This window comes from Bacillus sp. TH17, from assembly GCF_016651125.1.
GTDB lineage: Bacteria > Bacillota > Bacilli > Bacillales > Bacillaceae_G > Bacillus_A > Bacillus_A mycoides.
The window spans coordinates 2,205,259-2,230,788 of record NZ_JAEKEN010000001.1; the positions used below are offsets into that span (position 1 = coordinate 2,205,259).

The 25,530-nt window shown below is 32.0% G+C and carries 20 protein-coding genes, 3 pseudogenes, 1 riboswitch and 1 other annotated feature; of the genes and pseudogenes, 3 read left to right on the plus strand and 20 right to left on the minus strand.

Translation table 11 applies throughout. From position 1 onward, the window contains the following. Positions 1-139 precede the first annotated feature (139 nt). The 12 genes and pseudogenes from JFT95_RS11115 to JFT95_RS11170 all read right to left on the minus strand — a co-directional run. A pseudogene (locus tag JFT95_RS11115) lies at positions 140-265 on the minus strand (GNAT family acetyltransferase); the annotation flags it as partial. Between the two features lie 64 nt (positions 266-329). Then, entirely contained in the window at positions 330-1,355 is a 1,026-nt protein-coding gene (locus JFT95_RS11120) for a serine hydrolase domain-containing protein (protein ID WP_033734008.1), read from the minus strand. A 110-nt stretch (positions 1,356-1,465) separates the two neighbouring features. Further along, complete coding sequence (locus JFT95_RS11125) at positions 1,466-2,704, minus strand: MFS transporter (protein WP_033734007.1); 1,239 nt, start codon at positions 2,702-2,704, stop codon at positions 1,466-1,468. A gap of 65 nt (positions 2,705-2,769) precedes the next feature. After that, positions 2,770-3,027, minus strand: a binding site (T-box leader). A gap of 189 nt (positions 3,028-3,216) precedes the next feature. After that, positions 3,217-5,355: a penicillin-binding protein gene (locus JFT95_RS11130; RefSeq protein ID WP_016120296.1), complete on the minus strand. Its 2,139-nt coding sequence runs from the start codon at positions 5,353-5,355 to the stop codon at positions 3,217-3,219. Positions 5,356-5,619: 264 nt separating this feature from the next. Further along, complete coding sequence (locus JFT95_RS11135; protein ID WP_002140633.1) at positions 5,620-6,501, minus strand: IS3 family transposase; 882 nt, start codon at positions 6,499-6,501, stop codon at positions 5,620-5,622. An 8-nt stretch (positions 6,502-6,509) separates the two neighbouring features. Then, entirely contained in the window at positions 6,510-6,806 is a 297-nt protein-coding gene (locus JFT95_RS11140) for a transposase (RefSeq protein ID WP_002135468.1), read from the minus strand. 90 nt (positions 6,807-6,896) lie between these two features. Further along, positions 6,897-7,496 carry an undecaprenyl-diphosphatase gene (locus JFT95_RS11145; RefSeq protein WP_002127632.1) on the minus strand — a complete coding sequence of 200 codons (600 nt, stop codon included), beginning with the start codon at positions 7,494-7,496 and terminating at the stop codon, positions 6,897-6,899. A 273-nt stretch (positions 7,497-7,769) separates the two neighbouring features. Then, positions 7,770-8,759, minus strand: a complete 990-nt coding sequence (locus JFT95_RS11150; RefSeq protein ID WP_002127633.1) for a zinc-binding dehydrogenase — start codon at positions 8,757-8,759, stop codon at positions 7,770-7,772. Positions 8,760-8,903: 144 nt separating this feature from the next. Beyond that, positions 8,904-10,322 (minus strand): HAMP domain-containing histidine kinase, encoded by a 1,419-nt coding sequence (locus tag JFT95_RS11155; protein ID WP_201052227.1) that lies wholly within the window; start codon positions 10,320-10,322, stop codon positions 8,904-8,906. Next, positions 10,319-10,993: a response regulator transcription factor gene (locus JFT95_RS11160; protein WP_002032425.1), complete on the minus strand. Its 675-nt coding sequence runs from the start codon at positions 10,991-10,993 to the stop codon at positions 10,319-10,321. The genes JFT95_RS11155 and JFT95_RS11160 overlap by 4 nt, the downstream gene beginning before the upstream one ends. Positions 10,994-11,005: 12 nt before the next feature. Beyond that, entirely contained in the window at positions 11,006-11,536 is a 531-nt protein-coding gene (locus JFT95_RS11165) for a hypothetical protein (RefSeq protein ID WP_201052228.1), read from the minus strand. 119 nt (positions 11,537-11,655) lie between these two features. Next, positions 11,656-12,165, minus strand: coding sequence for a GrpB family protein (locus JFT95_RS11170; RefSeq protein ID WP_201052229.1), 510 nt, complete (start codon positions 12,163-12,165; stop codon positions 11,656-11,658). Positions 12,166-12,254: 89 nt separating this feature from the next. Here JFT95_RS11170 and JFT95_RS11175 point away from each other — a divergent pair, with 89 nt between their 5' ends. Beyond that, complete coding sequence (locus JFT95_RS11175) at positions 12,255-13,136, plus strand: protein kinase family protein (RefSeq protein ID WP_201052230.1); 882 nt, start codon at positions 12,255-12,257, stop codon at positions 13,134-13,136. Between the two features lie 46 nt (positions 13,137-13,182). Then, on the plus strand, positions 13,183-14,502 hold the full coding sequence (locus JFT95_RS11180; protein ID WP_078176622.1) for a sensor histidine kinase: 1,320 nt from the start codon (positions 13,183-13,185) through the stop codon (positions 14,500-14,502). 98 nt (positions 14,503-14,600) lie between these two features. On the opposite strand, the gene JFT95_RS11185 is transcribed toward JFT95_RS11180, so the two are convergent. The 4 genes and pseudogenes from JFT95_RS11185 to JFT95_RS11200 all read right to left on the minus strand — a co-directional run bounded on the left by JFT95_RS11185 (position 14,601) and on the right by JFT95_RS11200 (position 17,886). Continuing rightward, positions 14,601-14,699: a YjcZ family sporulation protein gene (locus JFT95_RS11185; RefSeq protein ID WP_000007808.1), complete on the minus strand. Its 99-nt coding sequence runs from the start codon at positions 14,697-14,699 to the stop codon at positions 14,601-14,603. A gap of 135 nt (positions 14,700-14,834) precedes the next feature. Beyond that, positions 14,835-15,634: pseudogene (locus JFT95_RS11190) on the minus strand (energy-coupling factor transporter transmembrane component T family protein). Continuing rightward, on the minus strand, positions 15,627-17,327 hold the full coding sequence (locus JFT95_RS11195) for an ABC transporter ATP-binding protein (protein ID WP_201052232.1): 1,701 nt from the start codon (positions 17,325-17,327) through the stop codon (positions 15,627-15,629). The pseudogene JFT95_RS11190 and the gene JFT95_RS11195 overlap by 8 nt, the downstream one beginning before the upstream one ends. A 10-nt stretch (positions 17,328-17,337) precedes the next feature. Next, positions 17,338-17,886: an ECF-type riboflavin transporter substrate-binding protein gene (locus JFT95_RS11200; RefSeq protein WP_201052233.1), complete on the minus strand. Its 549-nt coding sequence runs from the start codon at positions 17,884-17,886 to the stop codon at positions 17,338-17,340. 139 nt (positions 17,887-18,025) lie between these two features. Next, positions 18,026-18,141, minus strand: a riboswitch (SAM riboswitch). A gap of 150 nt (positions 18,142-18,291) precedes the next feature. Between JFT95_RS11200 and JFT95_RS11205 the strand changes: the two genes are divergently transcribed. Next, the gene (locus JFT95_RS11205; protein ID WP_201052234.1) at positions 18,292-18,975 is read left to right on the plus strand and encodes an aspartate/glutamate racemase family protein; all 684 of its coding nucleotides are present in this window, start codon (positions 18,292-18,294) and stop codon (positions 18,973-18,975) included. Positions 18,976-19,024: 49 nt separating this feature from the next. Here JFT95_RS11205 and JFT95_RS11210 read toward each other — a convergent pair whose 3' ends face one another. The 4 genes and pseudogenes from JFT95_RS11210 to JFT95_RS11225 all read right to left on the minus strand — a co-directional run bounded on the left by JFT95_RS11210 (position 19,025) and on the right by JFT95_RS11225 (position 25,204). After that, positions 19,025-20,203 (minus strand): macrolide family glycosyltransferase, encoded by a 1,179-nt coding sequence (locus JFT95_RS11210; protein ID WP_201052235.1) that lies wholly within the window; start codon positions 20,201-20,203, stop codon positions 19,025-19,027. 264 nt (positions 20,204-20,467) lie between these two features. Continuing rightward, positions 20,468-20,989, minus strand: coding sequence for a signal peptidase I (gene lepB / locus JFT95_RS11215; protein ID WP_201052236.1), 522 nt, complete (start codon positions 20,987-20,989; stop codon positions 20,468-20,470). A 77-nt stretch (positions 20,990-21,066) separates the two neighbouring features. Then, positions 21,067-23,193 (minus strand): peptidoglycan D,D-transpeptidase FtsI family protein, encoded by a 2,127-nt coding sequence (locus JFT95_RS11220; protein ID WP_201052238.1) that lies wholly within the window; start codon positions 23,191-23,193, stop codon positions 21,067-21,069. 224 nt (positions 23,194-23,417) lie between these two features. After that, positions 23,418-25,204, minus strand: a pseudogene (locus JFT95_RS11225) (ATP-binding protein). Between the last annotated feature and the right edge of the window lie 326 nt (positions 25,205-25,530).

The following is a 25,530-nucleotide window of genomic DNA, read 5'->3' on the forward strand; positions in this document are numbered from 1 at the left end:
AGTCCTCCTATATACTTGTTTACCTTTGAAAATTATATTCGTCTCTGTTTGAAATACGATAGCTACTTTAATTTGTATAATATGGAATGTGATTTCCCATCAGCCTTAAGCATTATTTATAAAAGTAAAAAGACGTACTTTTTACTCGTACGTCTCCTACTACTTGTTCTTCATGTATAGCAACTAGTTCAATTGCGGGATTTTCATATTTTTCTTTCCCTCTAAGTACATTGTCATAATATGCTGTATCTAAAAAAGATAACACACGGCAACGTACCTAGCCTATTTCGTCTTCTTTTTTATATGCTCTAATTTTTATATCCATGTAATTAAAAAGCTCCTTCTATTTCCACCATTAGTTTTTCAGGTCCTGCCCCTTTATTTGATGGAATAACTAATGTAATTCCTAATTCCGGGTATACGGCCGAGCGAAAACTCACGCCTGGATCATATCCCATTACATGATATTTAAAAATATTTTCTTGTCTTTTCTCAATCCATATTCCATAGCCGTAAGACTGGCTATTATTCACCAAAATATGAGGAGTTAAAAGTAACTTCGTATATTCGCAGCTTAATATTTCGTTGTTAAATAGAGCTTCCCAAAATTTCACCATATCTGGTGCAGTAATGTAAGCACCGCCATCAGAACCTCCTTTTATGGGTATAGAGTATGCATTTGTTCTCCATTTTTGACTATTTACATCCTTTATATATCCGAGAGCAGTATGTTTTGGTAAATTATCTAAAGAGAAATAGCCTGAATCATTCATACCAACTGGAACAAATATGTTTCTTTCTATATATTCCGTAAATTCAAGTCCTGTCTGCTGTTCTATAATTAATCCAAGTATAATAAAACCTGCATTATTATAGTAAAACTTACTTCCTGGTGTAAACATCATATTACTGTTTTGGAATAATGGTAAAAAGTCTTTTAAACTTTTTAATAGATACATAGGAGTTTTTTTCCAAAGGTCTTCAAAGTTATCCATGATACTTTCATCAAAATAATCTGGAATACCCGAACTATGCGTTAAAAGTTGATGTACTGTAATATCTTCATTAAAGTTTGGGAATTTAATATGTAGACAATCTTTTAACTTTGTATGAAAAGTAATTACACCTCTTTCAACAAGTTGACAGATACTGATAGCAGTAAATAATTTGCATCCTGAGGCAATTCCAAATCTTGTTTGTAGTGTATTGTTTATACATTCACTTCGGTTAGCATATCCAAATGAATTTTCATAAATAATATCATCATCTTTTTTTATTAAGACTACCCCAGAAAAATCTATATTCCGATGTATTTCTTTTACAATTTTCTCTATTTGATCTTTTGTTTTTATCATAATAACCACCCTTATTTATTGGTATTGTTCTTTCCTCTTATTATTTTTCCATATATAGGGGAAAGAAACCTCCTATTCAACCCCTAATTTTCAAATAAAAACCAAGGGAACTATTTCGAATTTATTGATTCAGCGGAATATACCTTAGACCGCGATGGTAATAAAGTAAACACGCACAATATGATAGTAATAAGTAGCATTACCAATACTCCTACAATGACTACAAGTTGTATAGAAGTGAATTGAGTTGCAACGCCGAACAGAATCGTTATAAAAATTGTAAAAACAGCTATAACGAGCCCGTATATACTCCCGATTCGTCCCATCATATGAACCGGAACGTTATTTTGATAAAATGTGTAAAATCCCGTATTTGCATATGCCATAGAGAAAGATAAAACAAAGAATCCGATAGCAGCTATTAAAAACTCACTTGAAAAAGCATAAATCAAATATCCGATTGCAATGAATAATGATCCTATCCCAATTAGAAATGAAGGTGCTAATTTTTTTGATAAAATTGTATTTGTTATGGCTCCTAAAATAAAACCCGCTCCAGCGATACTAACTAGGAAGCCATACTCACTATCTGTTAACAATAAAACTTCTTTCGCAAATGATAATTCAAGTGAATCAATAGCGGTAGCTAATACCATCATCCCTTGAAATAAGAAGTAAACACAAACAATATACATAGATTTTTTACTAAAATTTAAAACTATGTTCCAATCTTTCTTTAATACAGTTAGTGATAATTTATCATTGGATGTATTAGAATCGTCTTTTTTATCAAGATTAGGTAAAAGTAATGTAATGAACCCTGATAGCAAAAATGCTATAGCATTCATATATATAGCAAACTCTGGTGTACCAGTTATTAATAATATCCCCGCTACTGCTGGACCAATTAAAAATGCACCAGATCCTATTAAACTACGTAGTGAGTTGAAACGTTGTCTTTGCTCTACTGGAATTAATTTCGTCATATATGTCATAGCAGTTGGTTCATAAATCGCACTGGCCATGCTTATAAAAAATACTAAGAGATAGACAATCCAAAGGGATGGAACCAAGGGTAAAATAGCGATAAATACTGCTCGATATATATCGAGGTGAATCATTAATTTTCGTTTATTTAAACGATCTATCATACTTCCTGACCAAGCGTTTGTAAATAAAGTGGCTAATGGTTTTATCACATATAAAGTAGCGACAGCTAAGGCTGAGCCACCCATATTATAGACAAGTACATTCAGTGCGATTAAATAAATCCATGCACCTAAATTCGCAATACCAACTCCGGACAATAGTAATAAAGGATATTTCCAATCTTCAAGTAATTTTTTCACTTTAGGCACCCGCTTTCTAAATTGTTTTAAAACAATAAAAAAATCTCACCCCCAAGACTTTTAGTCTTAGGGACGAGATTTATCATCGCGGTGCCACCCTAGTTTGTTAATATGTCACCATATTAACCTTATCAGGTACTGCACTATTTTCATGCTTATACCTTATCTCTATAACGGGAGCTCCCGTCACACCATCCACTTTTAAAAGGTTCCGATGTGCTGCTCAGAGGCTTGGTTCAATAAAGAATTTTTGCTCCTTTTCAGCTAAATAGAGCTCTCTGTGAAAAATTCATTTTATTTACTCTTCTCTTCACTGCATTTGGTTTTTTCCATATTATCACATAGGTTTTATATTGTAAATAATTAAAAAGAATAATCAGTTTTTTTAAAAGTGAGCATCCTTTATAAGTTTGTAACTTGATTTTTTATTTATTAAAAAATACGGTGCGTGAAATTGCTTGTAACTCTAAAAAAAGAGCCTATTATACTATAGACTCTTACAAAATTCGATATTAATTTGTACTCGCTTCTGCTAATGGTTCTAGAGGCGGTTCCAAATCTAGTTTTAAAGTATCACCTTCTTGTATATATTCTCCCTTTTCAATGCTTTGACTCGTTACATACCCTGTACCTGTTGTTTTTAAATCTAATTTCAACAACTTAGAGAAATACATAACATCACGCATTGACCAACCTTTTAGGTTAGGCATTTTCACATTACTTCCTACTAGAAATATGCGATCTCCTTCACTCATTACTTCGCCAGTCTCTGGATATTGTTTTATTATCTTTCCTTCTCCTAATAATACCGGCTGAAGTTTCTCTTTTTCTGCAATATTTTTTACAGTATCCATTGTTTGATTTACATAATTTTGTACTTTTATTTCAGATTGCTTTGTTGCATCTGCCATTTTCTTTTCTGTATATGGTTTCACTTTTAAATATTCTAGACTATTTTTCATAACTGGTTTAAAAATTTCAGCAAGAGGCTGAGCACCGTATTCATTCCCCTTTAATTTAGGTTGCTTAATGGCTAAATATACGACTAATTGCGGATCATCAATTGGAGCCATTCCTAAGAATGAAAAAATATAATTATCTTTCCCTTCCATATATCGTCCATTTTCAGGATTCGGAATTTGCGCTGTCCCTGTTTTACCACCAATCGGATAACCATCAATTTTATACATCGTTCCCGTTCCTTTAGATGATGTTATAACACGCTCCATTAAGTTCCTTACCTTATCTGCGGTTTCTTTTTTAATCGGATTCCCTATTTCTTTAGGTTGATTTTCCATAATAACTTGTTTATTTGTTGGATTTACAACCTTATCAACAATATAAGGTTGCATCATTTTCCCGTCATTTGCTATAGCTGTAGCCGCTTGTACTATTTGAATAGGAGTTACAGTTGAGCCTTGGCCGAAAGATGTAGTAACTTGTTGAATTTGAGTATTTAACAATAATGTATTTTTACTTTCTCCAGGCAAATCTATCCCTGTTTTTTGATTGAAACCAAATAAATTCATATATTGCTTGAATTTATTTGGTTTCAGTAACTGATCTTCTAAAATAGAAAAAGCAACGTTCGATGACCGTTCAAACCCTTCATCAAATGTAATTGAACCCCATCCATAGCCGCCATTATGATCTTTAATCTCTGCTGAACCAACTGCATATTTTCCTGATTGGAAATATTCTTTCCCGTTATATACACCTTCATTAATTGCAGCAGCTAATGTAAAAACTTTCATTGTAGACCCTGGTTCGAATGCATTCGCAATTGGATCGTTTAAAAAATATTCAATGTCTCCTTTGTTAGGATTATAACTAGGCTTACTAGACATTGCTAAAATCTTACCTGTTTTTGGATCCGCAATAATACCTACTAACATAGAAGGATCATAGTGTTGCGCCGCTTTATTCATCGCGTCTTCTAAAAAACTATTAATTTGTTTATCAAGCGTAAGATATACGTTATTTCCATTTTTAGCAGGTTCTACTTTTCCTATATCATTTGTAAGTGGGATTCCTTTTCTTGAACCTACATATGAAACATTACCATTTGTAGAGCGCAAATATTTATCCAAACTTTCTTCAAGCCCAAACTTCCCCACCGCATTACCTTTATCGTCTGGTCTTGCAAAACCAAGTATATACGAGGCGAAATCTTCATTTGGGTATACTCTGGCTTTTTCTGTTGTGAAAGATACACCTGGTATTTTCAAATTATTAATCTCTTCCTTCGCTTCTCTAGATAAGTTACGTCCAATTTTACCAATTTCAACTTGCGTACGTCCTTCGTGAAAATTTTTCATGATCTCCTCTTTATCAACTTCAAGCGCATCTGCTAAACGTTGTGCGGTATCTTCTTTATCTTTTAATTTATCTTTTCCTTTTAGGTTTACAACGATGCGATATGTCGTTGAGTCTTGGACTAATACTTTACCGTTTTGATCATAAATTGTCCCGCGATTTGCCTCTAAAACTCCATTTTTGTTTTGTTGTTCCTTCGCAAGATCCTTTACATTAACATTATGCACGACTCCTACCGCTTGAATATAAAACATACGTAAAAGCATAGTAAGAAACAAAACAATAAAAGCAATCATCATATATCGAGCGCCTTTATTCGTTTGAAGTTTATGCATACTAATCTCCTTTCCTTTACAATGCATTAATGCGAAGATGCGCTACTAAATATGTTCTTTAATATAGTAGATACTATATTTTTCGAAGTTTTTTTACTAATTCCTCTATAACAATAAGAAAACCAGTTCTGTTGCTATTTGTTTTTTATTAATTCTATGTTTTTTAATATAAAATACGGTAAGTGAAATTTAAGAATTTTCAAATAAAAAGAACCTACTTTTTGCAGTGACCCCTGTCAAGTAGACAGTATTTAAAAAGCGCAACTAAGCAACCTGAGTTCTATATTTATATGGACTCAGGTTATTTAATTTCTTTTGAAATCTTTGATGATTATAAAAGTGCATATATTTACGCACGGCAAGTTTGACCTCATTCGCTTTACGGAAGGAGTATAAATGAAAACACTCTGCCTTAAAGTGACTGAAGAAGTTTTCCATACAAGCATTATCCCAACAGTTGCCTCTTCGAGACATACTTGCCTTCATCTGATATTTTTTAAGTAATTGATTATATTGACGAGATGTATACTGGGATCCTTGATCACTATGTAAGAGGATTCCCTTCACATTTCGTTTTTTCTTTGCCTTTTTAAGCGTATCTAAAACAAGCTTTAAGTCGTTTCTACGACTGGTTTCATAGGCAACAATTTCATTATTGTATAAATCCTTAATAGCGGATAAGTACAAGCGCTGTCCATTGAAAATCAAATAGGTAATATCGGTTACCCATTTCTCATTCGGTTTTGAAGCCTGAAACTCCCTATTTAGATGGTTCTCTGAAATCACATAAGCTTCTTTTTTTCCGTAATAAGGTCGTTTTTTCCTAATTACGGCTTTGATACCTAGTTCACTCATCAATCTTTGGATGTGCTTATGGTTCAAATGAAGGTTATATGTGGCTTTCAGCCACACTTGTATTCTTCTATATCCATAAATTCCTCTTAATTTTTTATGACACTCCAATATCTTTTTCTTAATTTCGATATCCTCTGATTGTTTTTTAGAAGGCGTCGTATGCCGTTTTAGCCATTTGTAGTATCCACTTCTGGTTACACCAGCAATATCGCATAGAATGGTCACTGTATAACCTGTTTTTGTCATTTCATGGATGACTTCGAATTTTTTTATTTTGGATACGACTTTCATTCCTCCTTTTACATCCCTAAGAGCTTTTTTAACATTTCATTTTCCGCTTCTAATCGTCTGATCTTAGCTTCAGGATCTTCGGGTCTAACCCTTGGTCTACCTAAACCTGGTCCTTTCGCTTTACCGCGTTTTTCTTCTAGTCCTTTGATTCCTTCAGCTTCAAAGTGTTTCACCCAACGACTTACAACCGAGTGATGAATACCTAATTCTTTCGCAATGGTTTTATAGCTCATGCCTTCTTTTAAGTATAAATCTATAGCTTGTTTCTTAAATTCTACATCGTAAGTGACTCTAATTTTTCCCATGAAAAAATCCCCTCCATAGTAAACAGGTTAATGTGCTTTCTTTTTCCTGTCTACTATAAGGGGATCATATCATTTTGTAGGTTCTTTTTATTAAGCTATATGGTTATATTTCGCTAAAAAAGGAACTCGTTTTGCTACTAGTGCATACATTTTGAAAATAAAACGAACTAACGGTTCAAATATACGTGCACTTTGCATTACTAATCCACTTGTAATAAATGTTAAGAACGCAGCACCAAGTATATCTAGAGGATAATGAACGCCTACGTACATGCGTGATACACCGACTAATATTGCCCATATTAACGCGATATATTTAAGTTTTTCTCCTCTAAGAATAAATACGAAAGCAATCGAAAATACGAGTACAGAATGATCACTTACAAATGATGAATCTGCTGCATGCGGTACTAATTGATTGACATGATGTGTTATAAAAGGACGCGGATGGTAATATACCGCATGTATAAGAACATTTACTAATAATGCAATACTAACTGAAAGTGTCGTATATAACACTGTATATTGTTTTCTAATTGCATTCTCTTTCTTTCCATTATTGAACCATAGGATAAGCATAAATAGAATAGCTACATATGCAGCACTATTTGTAATAGCGATCATTAGCGTATCTAATAGCTTGGATGATCCAGCAAAGTTATTAATCCATTGAAATACTGTGTAATTCATATTACTCTCTCCTTATTTTTTCTCATTGTACTTTAAATAAAGATACAAGCGTTCTTGATTTACACAGTATACAACATCAATATGAAAATGGGTTTAAACTTTTCTCATCAAATTCTCATTTTGCTACTATTCATTTGACAATGGTGTAACTATTTACACGAGCTAAATATGTATAAAGGTTGTAAACCATTTTAAATAGTATGGTGAACACTCTATGCATGGATATAATACATAACATATTCATTTAAATATATTAGTTACGAAATCATATTCTTATTCCATACGAAGGGCAATATTACCGAATTGTTCTCCTTGCTTCATTCGATTTAAAGCTTGGATTGCTTCTTCTAATGGATATACTTTATCAATAATTGGTTTAATATTATGTTTCTCTATAAAATGAGCCATCTCATTAAATTCTTCACGGCTTCCCATTGATGTTCCCATAATATCAATTTGATTATAAAATAATGCTCGTAACGGTAATTCGATTTTATCTCCTGAACTTGCACCAAAGTTAACGATTCTTCCATTTGGTTTTAATATATCAAAATATTTTAAGAAAGTCGCCGGACCTATACTATCTATAATTAAATCCACTTTTTCTCCATGTAGGCACTCGTCCCAATTACCAGAACTATTAAAAGAAAAGTCTGCTCCATATTTTTCAGCAGCCTTTCTTTTGTCCTCTATCCTTGAAGTAACACTCACCTTTGCTCCAATTGCTTTAGCAAATAACATAGCATAAGTAGCTACACCACCGCCGATTCCCGGAATTAGGACATGTTCTTCAGGTTTTAATCTACCTTTTGTAAAAAGCGCTCTATATGCAGTTAATGCCGATAAAGATAAAACGCCAGATTCTTCCCACGTAAGATATGATGGCTTTTCCACTACATTTTCTGCTGGTACAATAACATATTCAGCAAATGTTCCATCTGCTGGTCCGCCTAGTACTTCAGGTAACTCTGGTATTTCATGAGTATTATTCCATCCAATACTAGGGTTAATAATAACCTCGGTATGTAGTGAAATATTTGAAACTCCTTCTCCTAGTTCTATAACAATACCTGCACCATCTGACCCTAAAACTAATGGTAGTTCCATTTCTTTTCTATTATTCATTATAAATAAATCACGATGATTTAAACCTGCTGCTTTTAATTTCACTTTAACCTCTCCAATGTTAGGAGTTATCTCAGGTGATAATTTATATTCTAAACCTTCTAATCCTTTTTTATGTTGATGTACAATAGCTTTCATTAATTATTCCCCCTTAATCCTTTCAATGTACTTTAAATATCGAAATAAATAAAATAATTTGATTACTAAGCATCAAAAAGGAGGAAATACAAAATGTATTCCTCCTTTTAAATAGTATTTTCAAAAAGAATTTTTTACCTTCAACTATTCATGTGTAGTATCCGGAAATGTAATTGCAACAATTGTTCCTTCGTTTTCTTTACTCTCTAATTGAATAGCTCCGTTATATTTTTCTACAAGCCTTTTTGCAATTGATAAACCTAGCCCATTTCCACCTTGTTTTCGGCTTCTCGCTTTATCAACTCTATAAAAACGGTTAAGAACAAATGGTAAATCTGCTTCAGGTATTCCTGCCCCATGATCTATTATTCGGATTTTAATTTTCCCTGACCGTATACTTGATTCAATGCAAATATACTTATTAGCTTCTTTTGTATATTTCACTGCATTATCCATTACAATAATACTTATTTGTTCTAAGTAAGATGATGGTATTGAAACATACGCTTCATCTGCATCCAATTTCATATCAAATTGAAAGTCAGTTTGCAGTATTGCAAAGTTTTGTGTAATTTGTTTTAATACGCTATTAACATGGACTCGTTCAGCTGCTATTGGATATATCTGTTCTGATTCAGCCCTTGATAGCTCTAGCAATTCTGAAACTAATTTATTTAATCGATCTACTTCTTTTAAACTGGATTGAAGAGATTTATCCAATATAGCTGGATCATTTTTCCCCCATCGATTCAGCATTGATAAGTGCCCTTGAATAATTGTTAATGGTGTTCTTAATTCATGCGATGCGTCTTCTACAAACTGTTTTTGCTGTGTAAAAGAAGTTTCCACTTCATCCATCATTTCATTAAAAAGAATCGATAATTTTGCGAGTTCATCATTATTTTCTCGTACTGGAACTCTTTCATTTAGTCCGTTTTTCTTAATACGCTTCATCGTATCCGTTATGTTTTGAACACTTGATAAAAGCTTTTTCGTTATAAGTATTCCGCCTAAAAAACTAAACACTAATCCACATATCCCTGCAAAGACCATTACCACTAAGATAATTTTTAATAAATGATCAAATGTCTCTAAGTTTTTCGTAAGTTCAATAGTTCCCGTGAATTTTTTTGTTTGAATTGGTATGCGCTCAACTAATATTCGATCTTCTATATGTCTTTTTATTAAGGATTCATCTTGGGTAACCTGTTTTGGTTTTATCCAAGCTTCATTAAAACCTCGAGAAACAGTAACAATGGGCTTTCCATCATTTCCGATAATACGAATCATTTGATGTTTATCAATCATATTATTTAGAAATTCTTTACTATTTTCAAATGTTTTGCTCGAGAGCGTTTCGTTTTTATCTTGAAAATATGCCGCTATTTCTGTCAATTGTCTGTTTATTTGTTTCTGTTCATAATCTATAGTCCACTTATTAATTACAATGAATTGTAACGTGCTATACAAAATAAACAAAATGAATACTAGTGTAGTGGACCAAAGTGTTAATTTCCACTTTATAGGTAAATTTCGAATTCGGTACACAATGTTTTTTATCATTTCATTATATATCCAGCACCGCGGACTGTTTGGATATACTCCTCCTTATCCACACTATGTAACTTATTACGTAAATAACGAACATATACATCGACTATATTCGTCTCAACCATTGCATCATAACCCCATACTTGGTCCAGTAAAATATCACGGGTAAGAACTCGATTAATATTTTTCATAAACATAAGCAGTAGCTCGAATTCTTTATTTGTAAGTTCAATTTCTTCATTTCCTTTAGTTATAGTTCGAGATTCAATCTGAAGCTGTAGATCTTTAAACGAAAGAAATGATGCGTGCTTTTGCTCTGTATTTTCTTCTCTCCTAAAAATCACTCTCATACGTGCTAAAAGTTCTTCAATTGCAAACGGTTTTGGAAGATAATCATCTGCTCCACTATCTAACCCTGTCACACGGTCCATAATACTATCACGAGCAGTCAACATAATAATAGGTGTACTTTTAGTTGCTCTTAATCGACGACATACTTCCAGTCCGTTTAATCCTGGTAACATTAAATCAAGTAATATGAGATCGTAATTCTTTTCAAGTGCTGCTTCTAATCCCTTTCTTCCATCAAGTTGTATATCTACTATATATCCTTCATACTTTAATTCTAATTCTAAAAAATCTGCTAAGCTTTCCTCATCCTCAATAATTAGTATATGTTGCAACGATACTTCCTCCTATACGATTAAATGAATAAGTAATCCTATTCCGAATATGACTGCAATAATTTGATGTGCTTTTCGATACATCTTCAATTTTGTTTTCTGATTAGATTTCTGTAAAACAAATCCCGCAACCCCTAATGTTATTAAGGTTAAAAGAGAAAATATACCACTGTATATTAGTATTATATGACGACTTCCTTTTATTAAAAAGTAAACACCGTGAGTAGTCGCAACAGCTATTACAGCGTATCCAATTAATACGTGAAAATGTTTTATAAAAAGATATAGCTCTTTAATTATTTTAAATCCGTGAATATGTTTCTTCTTTAAAAATAACCATATATGACGTAAGAACCATAATGATGCAGCTATAATTACCCCGTATTCACCTAAAGAACCTAATTTCTTTTTTAGCCATTGTACATTTAATACATTCCCGTACAAAACATTAATAAATAGCAATTCTACACTACAAACAATAATAGTAATACCAATTATTTTAACATATATATGGAAATATTTATTTCTAAGTATTTTCTCCATTTTATATAATCTCCTTTTGACTCAAAAGCTCTATAATCAGCAGTGTATCAAGTGAAAAAGAAAGGAACATGAAAGAAAGATTAAAATAAAATGAAAATTTGTAAACCACTTATAGTAAGTTAATTTTCTTTTTTAGCCATTTCTAATATATTTTGAATAAACGGTGCTTTTGCATTTGTATATGAAACACGATCAAAAGGATAGGTAGCAGCAAGCATCTCTTTTAATTTTCTATATTCTTCACGTGCCCACTCATGATTTATTAGAAAGTCTCGAAATAAAAGGTTGTTCCTCCATTCCTCGCTATTATAAATATAAACATGTAAATGGTGGGTACCAGCTCTCCATTTACCTTTTCTAAAAAAACGCCAATTAGGTGTTTTTTTAGGAACATATTCATAGCCAATTTCTTCTAGGGCTTCCCTCCAATTTTCGGTAATTTGTAAATTTGTTACGCCGATCATCATATCAATAAGAGGTTTAGCCCCTAACCCTTCTACGGCTGTGCTTCCGATATGTTCAATAGCAATAATTTCTTCATGGAGTAACGGCACAAGTTTATTTTTTTCATTTAAAAACTCTGTATGCCAATATTGTTGGTACGGTTTAATTATGATTTTTCCATCCATTTGCTTCCCTCCTTATAAATATAGGGATTTCACAAAATATGTCGAATACTGTAATGGACAACTTAATTATATTAAATTTGAGGTGAATTATGAAAGATATTCCAGTTAAAATTCAGTTAGATATTATAACATTCCAACTAAAAAAACATAATAATTTTGATTGGCTTACAAAACTAGGTACAGTATTTGCGGTTTTTGACCAACAAGATTCCGGTAATATAAGTTTTGGTGTTGAAAAGAATGGGAAAAAGAACTTTATAAAATATGCAGGGGCACAAACACTCGCATATAATGCTTCTACAAATGAAGCTATACAAAGATTAAAAAGCTCAGTTACTATATACAATGAATTAAAACACGTTTCTCTTATAAGTTTAATTGATCACTACCCTGTACAACATGGATATGTTTTAATTTTCGATTGGTTTGACGGTGAATGTCTTCACTCGCACTGGAGTTTCCCACCCCCAGCAAAATATAATGATCCTAACTCACCATTTTATAAATATAAAAAATTATCCGTTAAAAATAGGCTAGTTTCATTAAATTCTATTTTTAATTTCCATACTTACGTTGAACACAAAAACTATGTAGCTATTGATTTTTATGACGGTAGTATTTTGTACAACTTTAAAACTAATGAAACAAAAATTTGTGATATTGATTTATACAGTAACAAACCGTATGTAAATAAGCTGGGACGAATGTGGGGGTCATCTCGTTTTATGTCACCTGAAGAGTTTCAACTTAATGCTATGATAGATGGGAAAACTAATGTATTTAATATGGGGGCTATAGCTTTCGCACTATTAGGTGGCGGGCAAGATCGTTCCTTTATGAAATGGGAAGCTAGTGCAGGCTTATATGAAGTAGCATACCGTGCTGTAAATGAAAATCGTAGTGAGCGCTATGCGTCAATGGAAGAGTTTAATAATGCATGGTTAAAAGCCTATAACACTGAAAATCTATAAAAACTAAATACATTGTAAAAGTACATGTAAAACACGTACTTTTATAATGTATAATACATATGGGATTGAAATTCAGGATAACGGGGCATGTATTATGAACTTTGTTTACATTAATCAAAATGTTTTAAATAATCTTCTTTATATTTTAAGCAGTATATTTGTTTTTTATTTTATTTATGATAGTGGGTACTTCGGGAAGAAATATAAGAAACTACTTATCATTCTTTGTACGAGTATCCCACTAATTTTATGTATGCGGTACCCCATCTATATGGATGAAAATTATATTCACGATTTAAGACAAATCCCCTTTTTAATTGGTACACTTTATGGTGGATTTCCAGTCGGTATTGCATTACTCATGATTTTATTAATAATACGTTTTATGTTTTATGGTTTTAGCCTGTTAACAATCATTGTTTATGGAACGATGTTAATAATTACAGCATTCGCATCATCAAAATTTAATACATACAATAGGAAAATAAAAGTAACTTCATCTATGTTTTTAACTTTTTTCCTTGCAATATTTACAACAGTAATTGTTTTAACTCTATCAGATTTTGAAGTGAATAATTTGTACATTATTTATTTCATTCTATTACCAACTATTTTAATATTATTTATGGTCTATTTTAATGAGGTTTTAAAAGATGCAATATTTATGCGATCAAAATTAATAAAAGTTGAAAAAATGGAGATTGTCAGCCAACTCGCTGCAAGTATTTCACATGAAGTAAGGAATCCATTGACTGTTGTAAAAGGATTTACACAACTTTTAAAAACACCCAATATAACTCAACAATCCAAAGATGAGTATATTGAACATATTCTTGAAGAGTTAAATCGTGCACAAGCAATTATTGATGATTACTTAACTTTTGCCAAACCGGCTTCAGAAAAACTAGATCATATTTCAGTGGAGCACGAGTTAAATCGAGTTATTAATATGATGTTGCCTTTTTGTAACATGAATAATATTAATATTACAAAAGAGTTCTCAGAGGGAACAATTATTGGTAATACACAGCACTTCCATCAATGTTTTTTAAATTTAATAAAAAACAGTATAGAAGCAATGCCATGTGGCGGTAATCTAATTATTTCTGCAACTGTTAGCAATAATAAGGTCATAATAAGGATTCAAGATAGTGGAGTTGGAATGTCGCAAGAGCAAATTAATCGATTTGGCGAACCATATTTTAGTACAAAAACGAAAGGTACTGGTTTAGGTACGATGGTTGCTGTTAAAATTATTGAAACGATGCGAGGCAGTTTAAAAATCCGAAGTATCGTTAATAAAGGAACTACTTTAACTATTACATTCCCAAAATATAATAATGAGAGCACGTTGCATAATAAATAAAAAAGGAGCATAATGGCTCCTTTTTTATTTCGATACAAAAGTATCTGCTATGTTTTTTAAATTTACATTTAGAAGAGACTAATTAGAAATTAGTACCCTTAGCTCCAACAGCTACATCCAACAATAATTAATAAAATAAATAACACAACTAATAAAGCGAAACCTCCACCAAAACCACAAGAACCGCCGAAACTCATATTTTCTCCTCCTTTTGGTTTGAAAACTAATAGGTAGTTGATCATTTTAACTGGTTCGTATTATACAGTATGTGTATCTCCTTTTTTTGAGCATGTCTTCATAAAAATTAGTAAAAGCACTCTATTGAGAGTGCTTTAAAATGGGTACCAGAAGTTTTGGAATACATTCAGCTTTAAGTAAACTGCAATAATCAAAATGATAATACCAACAAAAATTGTGATGTAATCCTCCTTTTGTGCGTCTTTTGCATAGTACCACGTTCGTTTATCCTTTTTTCCAAAACCTCTTAAATCCATTGCATTTGAAACAGTATCAATCCTTTCTAATGAATGAATAATAAGTGGCCAAAAAATTAAAACACGGTTTTTCATACGAATCCACAAGCTCGCTTCTCCTTTTTCAAAAGGTACGCCTCTTGCTTCCTGCGCGTGTCTAATGATTATATATTCAGACTGAATGCTTGGTATATAACGCAGTGCAATATTTATTGCATATGTAATTTTATAAGGAACAGCAAATTTATTTAAGCTGCTTACAAATTCACTTGGATGAGTTGTATAAATAAAAAGAAGTGTAAATGGTAATAACGTAAAATATTTCAATGAAAGTGTAGCTGCATAAAATAAAGTTTCATATGTAATTGTTGCATAACCTATATAAAAAAAGAGGTATACGATCCCGTTAATTCCGATCCATGGGTGGGCGTAATGAAAAGAATCATAACGGAATTTAATAAACTAAATGTAAATATAACGCTGAAAATAACTATAATTTTACGCAATTGAATTTTTGCAATTAAGAGGCCGATACATCCAACAATAAATAAAATTAGCAATATACGAAAATCAAAAAATAAAAAAGTAAGTGTCATACAAAATATAAATAAAGATAATTTAATTGCACCATCCATACGATAAAAATACGTATTATGCATATTCCTCCCTCCTATTAGCTTCAATATAAAGTTTCACAAATGTTTCTGGAGTTGGAATTCCGCTTAATTTAGCTAGTTTTATTAATGAAATCTCCCGTAGATTAGCTCTTTGTAACGTTCCTTGATCCCCTAAAACAGCAGATACAGTATTGTCCGCAATAATTTTTCCTTCATGCAGAACTACCGCTCGATCTGCATATTCTAAAGCAAGATTCATATCGTGTGTGATAATAATAAAGGATATGCCCCTTTCAGCCAGTTTTCTAATAAACGACATAAACTGTTTGTAATGGTAATAATCTTGTCCAGCTGTCGGCTCATCTAATACAATAAGTTTTGGGTTTGTTATAAGTACAGATGCAATAGTAAGCCTCTTTTTTTGTCCATAGCTTAATGCCTGAATTGGCCAGTTACGAAATGGATATAATCCACAAATTCTTAAAGCTTTTTCGACTCTTGTCTCAATCTCATCTTTAGAAACCTTTTTTAATTGTAATGAATATGAAACCTCTTCTAAAACAGTAGGCTGTGTAATCATTTGATTTGGGTTTTGCATAACGTAAGAAATAACTTCCCCGCGTTTACGAATAGACCAACAATTTATATTTTCTCCATCGAATGTTATTCTCCCAGTCTTTGTTTTATTTATTCCTATAAGAGTATGAGCTAATGTCGATTTCCCTGCTCCATTATGACCCAATAAGGCTATTATTTCTCCCTCTCCTATTGAAAGGTTGATATCTTCTAAGGCTGTATGTTTGTTATTGTACGTAAATGATAAATTTTCTATCTTGCATAAAGCTTTTTTAATATATTTGTTTTTTGATGAAACTTGCTTATGCATCCAGTTCTTTAATAGGCTATGAACGCCTGCATTACGAAGATTTTCAATTGGAAATACCCTAACATTATTACTATCAAAATTTAATTTCTTTAGCGCCTCTATATAAATAGGTTCTCTTAGTCCGATATTTGGTAATATATTAGAATTTAAAATACTATCCGGTGAACCAACGGCAATAACTTCTCCCTCATCTATTAAAATAATTTTATCTAAATCAAGGTTTAAAATTTCTTCTATTCGATGTTCAATAATTACAATTGTTTTATTATATTTCTCATGTATATTTTTAATGAGTTCTATTGTATTCAAACTACATGCAGGATCCAAATTAGCTAACGGTTCATCAAATAATAATATATCGGCATTTGTCGTTAGCAGACCTGCAAGAGAGACTGTCTGTTTTTGACCTCCTGATAATTCATGCGGACTTTGTATATGAAAGTCCTGCATGCTTACCTTTTTTAAAGAATCCGTAACAATCTTTTTCATTTCTATTTGATTTACACAATCGTTTTCTAATGCAAATGCTACATCCTCTTCGACAGTAAGGCCTATAAATTGTGAATCTTGATCTTGTAATATTGTCCCTACGTGTTTACTCTGTTCAAAAACACTACCTTTTCTCGGATCCTTTCCAGCTATTAAAATGTTACCGGTACTTATCCCTTCGTAAGAAAATGGGATTAGCCCATTTATACAATGAGCTAATGTTGACTTACCTGAACCACTTCGTCCAGCGATAAGTACCTTTTCCCCAGGATATATTTGAAATGTAATATCTTTTAAAGTAGGCTGCGTGGTATGCCTATATTGAAAGGTAAATTGTTCAAAAGAAATAATTGGTTGCATGTATACATCCCTACTTTTCAATTTTTAAATGTGTATGTTTCTTATTTGATTTCGCTAGACCGATCGTGATTGGTAAGCCAAGAACTAAAAATACGATAACGTCTGCAATTGTTGCGCCTAGTACTTGTATAACTATTTTGTCAAACGGTTCTCCCATCACAATAATATCGAATGCTCCAGCAAATATAATTGCTATGACAATACCAATTAACCCTGCAATTGCAAAATAAGAAATATCACGGTTATTATACGTTCCATGTTTTACGCTAAAACCAACTCTTTTTTGTATGAGTCCCATTGCTAAACCAATAATACCTGAACTAATAACCCATCCCCACCAAATACCCCAACCAGCGATCGTATCTGTAACGGTATGACCGATGAGTCCTATTAAAAATCCTGCTACCGGGCCAAATAACGCTCCAAAAACTGTTAAAATAGCCAATGCGGGTTTAATAAATGTATTCGGTGCGATAGAAAATCCCCAAAGCCCTAATACCCCGTATAGAGCTGCTCCAATTCCAATAGCTACTACTAGCTTTGTCGTTAATTTGTTCATTACAATTCCCCTCTCGTATTATTCAACTTTTAATACTCTATATTTATTTTGAAAATGAATTATGCATCGACACTTCCTTTCTATACAACAAAAAATGACCTCTTAAATAAGAGGTCATTTTCTTTCACGTACAAGAATCCCCTTATCTTTCAAAAGACACATAGTGTCCTCTGCGGAATTAGCACCTTCCTATGTAATTACATAGGGGTTGCTGAGGCTTCAAAGGGCCGTTCCCTCTACCTCTCTGGATAAGTATGTATTTGTAATCTGTATTATGGCACTAACAATAAAAAATTTCAATACTTTTCTTACTATTTTTATTTTTCGATAAATAGTTCATTTAAATCATTGTATTCTTATCGGAATTATGAAATAATAAATTCAAAATTGTTACGGGAGGAATGCATGATGAAAGTAATTGGCTTAATTGGCGGACTAAGTTGGGAATCAACATCGTTATATTATAAACATATTAATACACTAACTCTCTCTCAATATGATCAAAATGCGAAGCTTGTTTTATATAGTATGGACTTTGGTGAAGTAACTACATTATTACAAAATCATCAATATGAAGAAGTGAAAAATGAATTAGTCGCAGTAGCAAAAAAAGTAGAACACTCTGGAGCTGAATGTTTACTAATGTGTTCTAATACTGTACATCTATTTGCTGAGGAAGTAGAACAAGCAATATCAATCCCACTTCTTCATATCGGTGATGTAAGTGCTAAAGAAATGGTAGAACAGAATATAAAACGGATCGGATTATTAGGAACGAAACAAACAATGGAAGAAGATTTTTATACATCACGACTAGCAAAATATAACATTGAGACAATTATCCCAAATGACGAAGAAAGAACTTTTATCCATCACGTCATATTAAATGAATTAAGTAGAGGAATTATTTCAGAAACATCAAAAGAAAAACTAATACAAATTACCAATTCATTAATTAATAATGGGGCTGAAGGAATTCTACTTGGCTGTACGGAAATGCCTTTGCTCATTTCCCAAAATGATCTATCTGTTCCTGTTTTTGATACTGCTTATTTACATGCGAATACTGCTGTACAATTTGCTGGATAATAATACAAAAGCATACAGGTAGAGCCTCTATGCTTTTATATTATCCGAACTATTTATTTAAAAGAGCATCAATAACTGCAATGGCTCTTTTGGAACCACCACACTCTAAAAAACTTTCATTCAGTTTTCGAATGCCATGTTTATACTTTTCATTTGAAAGAACGTCTGTTACCGCCTTTTTTAAAGTTTGCACATTAACATGCTCTTTCAATAATCTATGTGCTGCCTCCAGCTCAGTTAATCTTTGCGCTATCATAGGTTGATCTTTATCATGCGGTATTATCACAAATGGGACATTATAATGGATTGCATCGTGCACACTATTCATTCCACCATGTGTAATAAAAACATCTGCTTCACTTAATATTTCTGATTGAGGTACGTAAGGGGTTATAATAAAGTTGTCTGGCGCTTGCTTAATTTTTGAAATATCATTTCTATCACCAATCGCCATTACTACAATCCCTTCGAAATTTGAAAAAGCATCAATACAAGTATTAAAAAATGGTTCGATCCCTTCGAGAAGTGTTCCCATTGAAATATAAATAACTTTCTTTTTTGAAAGCAATTCAAGTGGAAACTTTACATTTGTTTTGCGCTTTATAATACTCGGTCCAATAAAAACATTGTTTTCTCCGAACGAATCGCTATTAGGTTGAAAATAACGACTTGTATACACGAGACTAATATCTCCCTTATTATGCATAAATTGAAGATTATTTTTGGGCTTTACTCCAAATTCATGTTCCATTTGATACAGTAACTTTTCAGAGAGTTCATCGGGTTGGAATTGTATTTCTGCATTTGGATGAAAAGGCAAGGTTTCCAATAATACTGGTGGAATTAAAAATATAGGAGAGGAAACTATGCCTGGAACTTGTAAATATTCCTTTACTAACTCTCCAGCACCAAATATATCATAAACTATGAAATCAAAATTAATGCTTTTACATAATCGTTTCGTAATTTCTAATATGTATAAAGAAGTTTGAACATGTACATGAAAGAAAGTTTTTAATCCATATGAAGTTTCATTATCAATAGAAATCTCCTTTAATAAATCCGGATGAGTATGTACAATGGCTCCCAAAACTTCAAGCCTTTCCTTAAAGCTTTCCGTTGTAATATAGTGTACGTTATCACCTCTTTCAGTAAAGGACTTTACTAAACTTAATGTAGGATTTACATGTCCCTCTGCAGGGAAATTAACTATTAAAATATTCATCACTTATTTCTCACTCCTACAATTCAATGTTCTTATTAATCGTACTGTTATTATTACAAGCAATCTTCCCTTAATAGTCCCAATATACTTACTACTTTAGGTTGATAAATAATTATCAGACATTGAAAAAGGCATCTACATAAAATGTAGATGCCTAACTGTGATAAGGAGTGTTCTGTGAGGTTAGGATAAGCTTTTCTGCTTGTCCTATGCTATCAATATATGATTTATTTTATAAAACGTGCATATCTAATAGAATTATTTTAATCATTTTATTTGATCAAATGGATAATATACCATCTTCACTTTACCTATTATATTTGACTCATCAATTAGTCCAAGCGTATTCCTACTATCTTTACTATGATTTCGATTATCACCTAACACAAATAATTTATGCGTGGGAACTTTCATTTCTCTACAGTTTGAAAAACGATTTGATACTTGTGACATATCTAACTGTATATACGACTCATCACGCTTTTTACCGTTAATATATACCTCATCGTCTCTTAATTGTATGTTATTCCCCGGTAATCCAATAATTCGTTTCACGTAGTATGTAGCCGAGTCTTCTTTTTTTATTATTACAACATCACCATGATGAAAAGAAGAAAAATAGATGCTAGCCTTATTAACAAGTATGCGATTATTCTCATTCAAAGTAGGTTGCATCGAAATTCCTTCTACCATACAAAATAAAAATGACTTATTAATAAAAATAATTCCTATTATAATTAAAATATAGCTACATATTTTTCTCCGATCTTTTAGAATCAATTGCTTCATATATACCTCATTTCTAATCTATTCGTATGTGAAAAACGTCTCTAGTTCATATAATTGCTAGAGACGTTTCGTATATTTTAATTCTCTTTAGAGTCATCTGTTTTTGGTGCTTCGCCAGTTAATCGCTTATTTTTTAATTCAAAATAAGCATCTAAAACTTCTTTTCCAATATCAGAGTTAATACCAGATTTATCATTAATAACCCACGGCACAACTACAGAGAATGCTACTTCTGGATTATCATACGGCGCATATCCTGCTAACGTTAAATTATAACATTCTCTTCGCTCACCTTTTTCATTTCTTCCAATATCACTTTCTCCACCGTATACTGTCTGTGCTGTCCCTGTTTTACCTGCTGGCTTATAAGATGCTTTTTGGAACGCCCTTACTCCTGTTCCATCACCTTCTTGGAATACCCTTCTAAATCCTTCTTTTACTTGATTTATATATTCCTCTTTCATATCTATCTTATTTAAAACAATTGGTTCTACTGCATGCACCACTTTACCAATCTCATCTTTTTGCGACGTTTGCTCTCTTACCTCTTGAACAATTTGTGGCTTCATTCGATATCCACCGTTTGCGATTGTTGAAATATACTGTACAAGCTGAAGTGGCGTATAGGTGTCATACTGGCCAATTGAGTAGTCTAGTAAAAAACCAGGTTGATTATCTTTTTTACCAATTTGTCCAGCTGTTTCATTCGGTAAATCAATACCCGTTGGAACACCTAATCCAAATTGCCTGAAATAATACCTCATTTTATCAAAGTACTCCTGTTTAATATTTAATGAACTATTTTTCACATAATCTACACCTGCAATTTTTAATGCTGTATTAAACATATAAACGTTAGAAGAAACTTGTAAAGCTCTTAGATCATCAATATTCCCGAAATCTTTCCAAGACTTTTTCTCCTTAGTTCCTTTAAACTTCATAGGCGCATCATAAAAGTAAGTACCTGGTGTTATAGCTTTCGTTTCGAAACCAGTCAATATTGTCGCACCTTTAACTGTTGATCCAAGCTCATATGAACTTGTCATCGTACCTAAAGCATAATCTTCAACTTCTGTTTTCCCATCTTTTTCTACTAATTTTTTCCCTGCCATTGATAATACTTGACCATTTTTCGGATTTATCATTACAACGAAAGCACGGTCCAACATCGATTCTGAACCTTTATAGACCTTTAATATTTTTTCTATGCTCTCTTCTACTTTTTTCTGTAATTCCATATCTATTGTTAAAGTTAAATTCTTACCGCTCTTTCCCTCAGAAACGGTTTCCGTTCTAATTGTATTACCTTGTTTATCAGCAACGCTTCTTACTTCTTTTTTTGTACCATGAAGTACATCTTCATATTGCTGCTCGATATAACTTTTTCCAACCCTATCATTTCGGCTATAATCACGTACCAAGTAGTAATCTAATCGTTCACTTGGTAATCCTTCATCGGAATTAGAAACATTTCCAAGAACAGATCGGAATAATCCATCATTTACATACACTCTCTCCCAATCCACCGATACGTCTACACCTGGGAGATTCGCTAAACCTTCACTAATTATAGTAAATTCCTTTTCACTAACATCTTTTTTAATAATTTGAGGAGCCATTTGATAACCAGAAGTCATCTTACTTTTAATAGCTAACACTTTTATATCTTTCTCTGTTAATTCCTGAAGATTTTTATCTGTAACCCGTTTTCTTTTTAACTCTTCTATTTTTTTATCTAGCTTCTTGCCGCTAATATCCTTTTCTCTAAATGTATCTATTTCTTTTTTCGATACTAGATTTTCAGCCAGTTTCGGATTTAATTGCATCCAAAAATCTTTCTTATCTGTCTCATTTAACTTATCTATATCTTCTTGCGGCATTTCAATTATGTCTACAAGTTGTCTTGCAGTTTTTAATATATCTTCTGATTTTACACCTTTCATCTTTGTGTACGTGATTGTGCGTAAAGATGTATTATCAACAACTGGATTCCCTTCTCGATCAAATATTTTCCCACGTGGGACAGATAGGCTCACAGTTGCATTTTCTCTCTTTTCTACTTCATTTTTATAAGTCTCTCCATCGAAAATTTGCACTTTACCTAACTGTATAATCATTGCAGAAAATAATAAAAATACACATAGAAATAAAATATTTAACCGCATCGGTATTGCTCTACCACTTTTTTTCACTTGCTTTTTCACCTTGTCATAATCTCCTCCTTACAGTATTTCTAATAATAATTGAATCTATATATTAAAAGTAGTGCACATTTTCTATACAGTACTTTGTACAAATATTAATATACTGATAAAAACTTAATAGAAATTAAAACAAAGGTTAAGAAAAGGTAAAGTTTACTAAATTAAATATAAAAATACCCAATGAAAAAAGTTTAGCTTTTTTCATTGGGTATTTAATCATTTATTTAAGAGTTAATACTAGAACGTATCGATATACATTTATCATCACAATTTGATAGAGATTGTTTACTCTGAATTTTCGGCAAGTAAATAGTTACAGTTGTCCCGACGCCAACCTCACTCATTATACTTATTGTTCCTTGATGACCTTCAATTATTTTATAACTTAACATCAATCCAATACCGGTACCTTTTTCTTTCGTACTATAGAAAGGTTCACCTAATCTTTTAATTCTTTCTTCAGGTATTCCTATTCCTTCATCTATTACACTAATAATGACACCTTTTTTATGTATTTCTTTTATATGGATTGAAATTTTCCCGCCATCTAGCATTGCTTCAATTGAATTTTGCAAAATATTAATAAATACTTGTTTCAATTGATTTTCTGAGCATTCAATGATTATCTCTTTGGAATCTGTAAATAGTTCAACTTGAATATTTGTCATGATTGCTTTTGTATTAATTAATGATACGACATTTTTAAAAATTTGATAAATATTTTTCTTTTCTGTATTTATTTCATCAGTTTTAGCAATCGACAAAAACTCTTGGAGGATTGCTTCTATTCTTTCTATTTCGGAAAGCATAAGATCAAAATATTTTTCTTGATCTTCTTTATTAATTTGGAATAACTGTATAAATCCTTTAATTACAGTTAATGGGTTTCTCACTTCATGAGCTACACCGGCTGCTAATTGACCAATTGCCGCAAGTGTATCTGATTTATTTAGCAATTCTTCTGCCTTTTTCCGCTCTGTGATATCGCGTACAATGATCATAATTTTATCTTGTAATAATGGTAAACATCTAGCTTCAAAGAAATCGATACTTCCATTAATTGTCAGAACATATTCTACAATTACATTCTTTCCTTCTTCTTTCAATTGGCGAATTGCTTCTTGAAATTGCTGTGCTACTGGAGACGGTAATATTTCGTAAAACTTTTTTCCATAAAAGCTTCTGCAGGTACGTAAAATTTTGTAGGGGATCCTGCTTTATAATCTATAATTGTCCCATCATCTTCTGTTAAAAAACATAAATCTGGTAAAGCTTTAAAAATTAATTCTAATTCAGACGTTTGTTGTTTTAATTGCTCTTCTATCGCTTTTAAATGTGTAATATCTACCCCAACAGCCCAGTAACTAAATCCTGTTACAGGAAACTGTTCTGATATATTGGACCACATTATCGTTTTAATTTCACCATTTTTACATGTTAAACTCATTTCCCAATCTCTAAAATTTTTTCCACGAGTCAAAAATTTATTTTGTATTTGATGGCGATAATTATGGTCAGGATACAGTAATTGAAGAGCGTTTGGATTCCCAATTATTTCTTCAGCAGTATAACCTGTTACAATCTCGCATTCTCGATTCCATAAAACAAAATCTCCATTATAGTCAAGCGCATCAACCATAACAGGCATGTTTTGTAAAATCGTATGTAGTTCTTCCTCTTTTCGAGAAAGTAACGATGTATTTTTACTTTGAACTGCTTTTTTCATCCCAGTTATAATGAGGTTAGAAAGCATTTCAAAATATTTTTGGCAATTGCAAATTTCGCTTCGTTTGGACCATACAATAAAAGATCCTAAATATTGATTGTATAAGAAAAGGGGGATTTCAATTTTGGGAAGTTTACATACTTTCATTTCATTAATTCCAAATGAAAATATACATTCGTTTTCAGCATCAAGAAGTTGATGTGATATGTTGGTTAATTTATAAAATTGTTCTGCCATGGTTTCTATTGTACTCACATCAATAAGTTCCATTAGCCGCGCATTCATTCCTTTTTCACCTCGATATGTAAAAATTATACAAATTCAAAATTCATACTTCTTCATTATACGAAGAAAGTGCTCCTAGGTATATAGCTGTAGAATAATTATTCTAACAAATTCTATTTTTCAATTAAAAACAGAAAATAATATGGGAGTGTTACGCGCTGCTAACAGCACTATAAAAATACAATAAACATAAAGTTCACAAATTTTTCATAATTTTCATGAAAAATATAAACATTTATTCCAATATATTCTATATAATTAGGTGTAATAAGGCTGCTATGAATCACATAGAATACCTTACCCCTAATAAAAAGAAAAAAGAATCT

Bases quoted from the DNA above. Each gene is read 5' to 3' on its own strand.
- JFT95_RS11120 (WP_033734008.1), bottom strand. From the start codon at position 1,355: ATGATAAAAACAAAAGATCAAATAGAGAAAATTGTAAAAGAAATACAT.
- JFT95_RS11130 (WP_016120296.1), bottom strand. From the start codon at position 5,355: ATGCATAAACTTCAAACGAATAAAGGCGCTCGATATATGATGATTGCT.
- JFT95_RS11135 (WP_002140633.1), bottom strand. From the start codon at position 6,501: ATGAAAGTCGTATCCAAAATAAAAAAATTCGAAGTCATCCATGAAATG.
- JFT95_RS11140 (WP_002135468.1), bottom strand. From the start codon at position 6,806: ATGGGAAAAATTAGAGTCACTTACGATGTAGAATTTAAGAAACAAGCT.
- JFT95_RS11145 (WP_002127632.1), bottom strand. From the start codon at position 7,496: ATGAATTACACAGTATTTCAATGGATTAATAACTTTGCTGGATCATCC.
- JFT95_RS11150 (WP_002127633.1), bottom strand. From the start codon at position 8,759: ATGAAAGCTATTGTACATCAACATAAAAAAGGATTAGAAGGTTTAGAA.
- JFT95_RS11155 (WP_201052227.1), bottom strand. From the start codon at position 10,322: ATGATAAAAAACATTGTGTACCGAATTCGAAATTTACCTATAAAGTGG.
- JFT95_RS11165 (WP_201052228.1), bottom strand. From the start codon at position 11,536: ATGGAGAAAATACTTAGAAATAAATATTTCCATATATATGTTAAAATA.
- JFT95_RS11170 (WP_201052229.1), bottom strand. From the start codon at position 12,165: ATGGATGGAAAAATCATAATTAAACCGTACCAACAATATTGGCATACA.
- JFT95_RS11175 (WP_201052230.1), top strand. From the start codon at position 12,255: ATGAAAGATATTCCAGTTAAAATTCAGTTAGATATTATAACATTCCAA.
- JFT95_RS11180 (WP_078176622.1), top strand. From the start codon at position 13,183: ATGTATAATACATATGGGATTGAAATTCAGGATAACGGGGCATGTATT.
- JFT95_RS11185 (WP_000007808.1), bottom strand. From the start codon at position 14,699: ATGAGTTTCGGCGGTTCTTGTGGTTTTGGTGGAGGTTTCGCTTTATTA.
- JFT95_RS11195 (WP_201052232.1), bottom strand. From the start codon at position 17,327: ATGCAACCAATTATTTCTTTTGAACAATTTACCTTTCAATATAGGCAT.
- JFT95_RS11200 (WP_201052233.1), bottom strand. From the start codon at position 17,886: ATGAACAAATTAACGACAAAGCTAGTAGTAGCTATTGGAATTGGAGCA.
- JFT95_RS11205 (WP_201052234.1), top strand. From the start codon at position 18,292: ATGATGAAAGTAATTGGCTTAATTGGCGGACTAAGTTGGGAATCAACA.
- lepB (WP_201052236.1), bottom strand. From the start codon at position 20,989: ATGAAGCAATTGATTCTAAAAGATCGGAGAAAAATATGTAGCTATATT.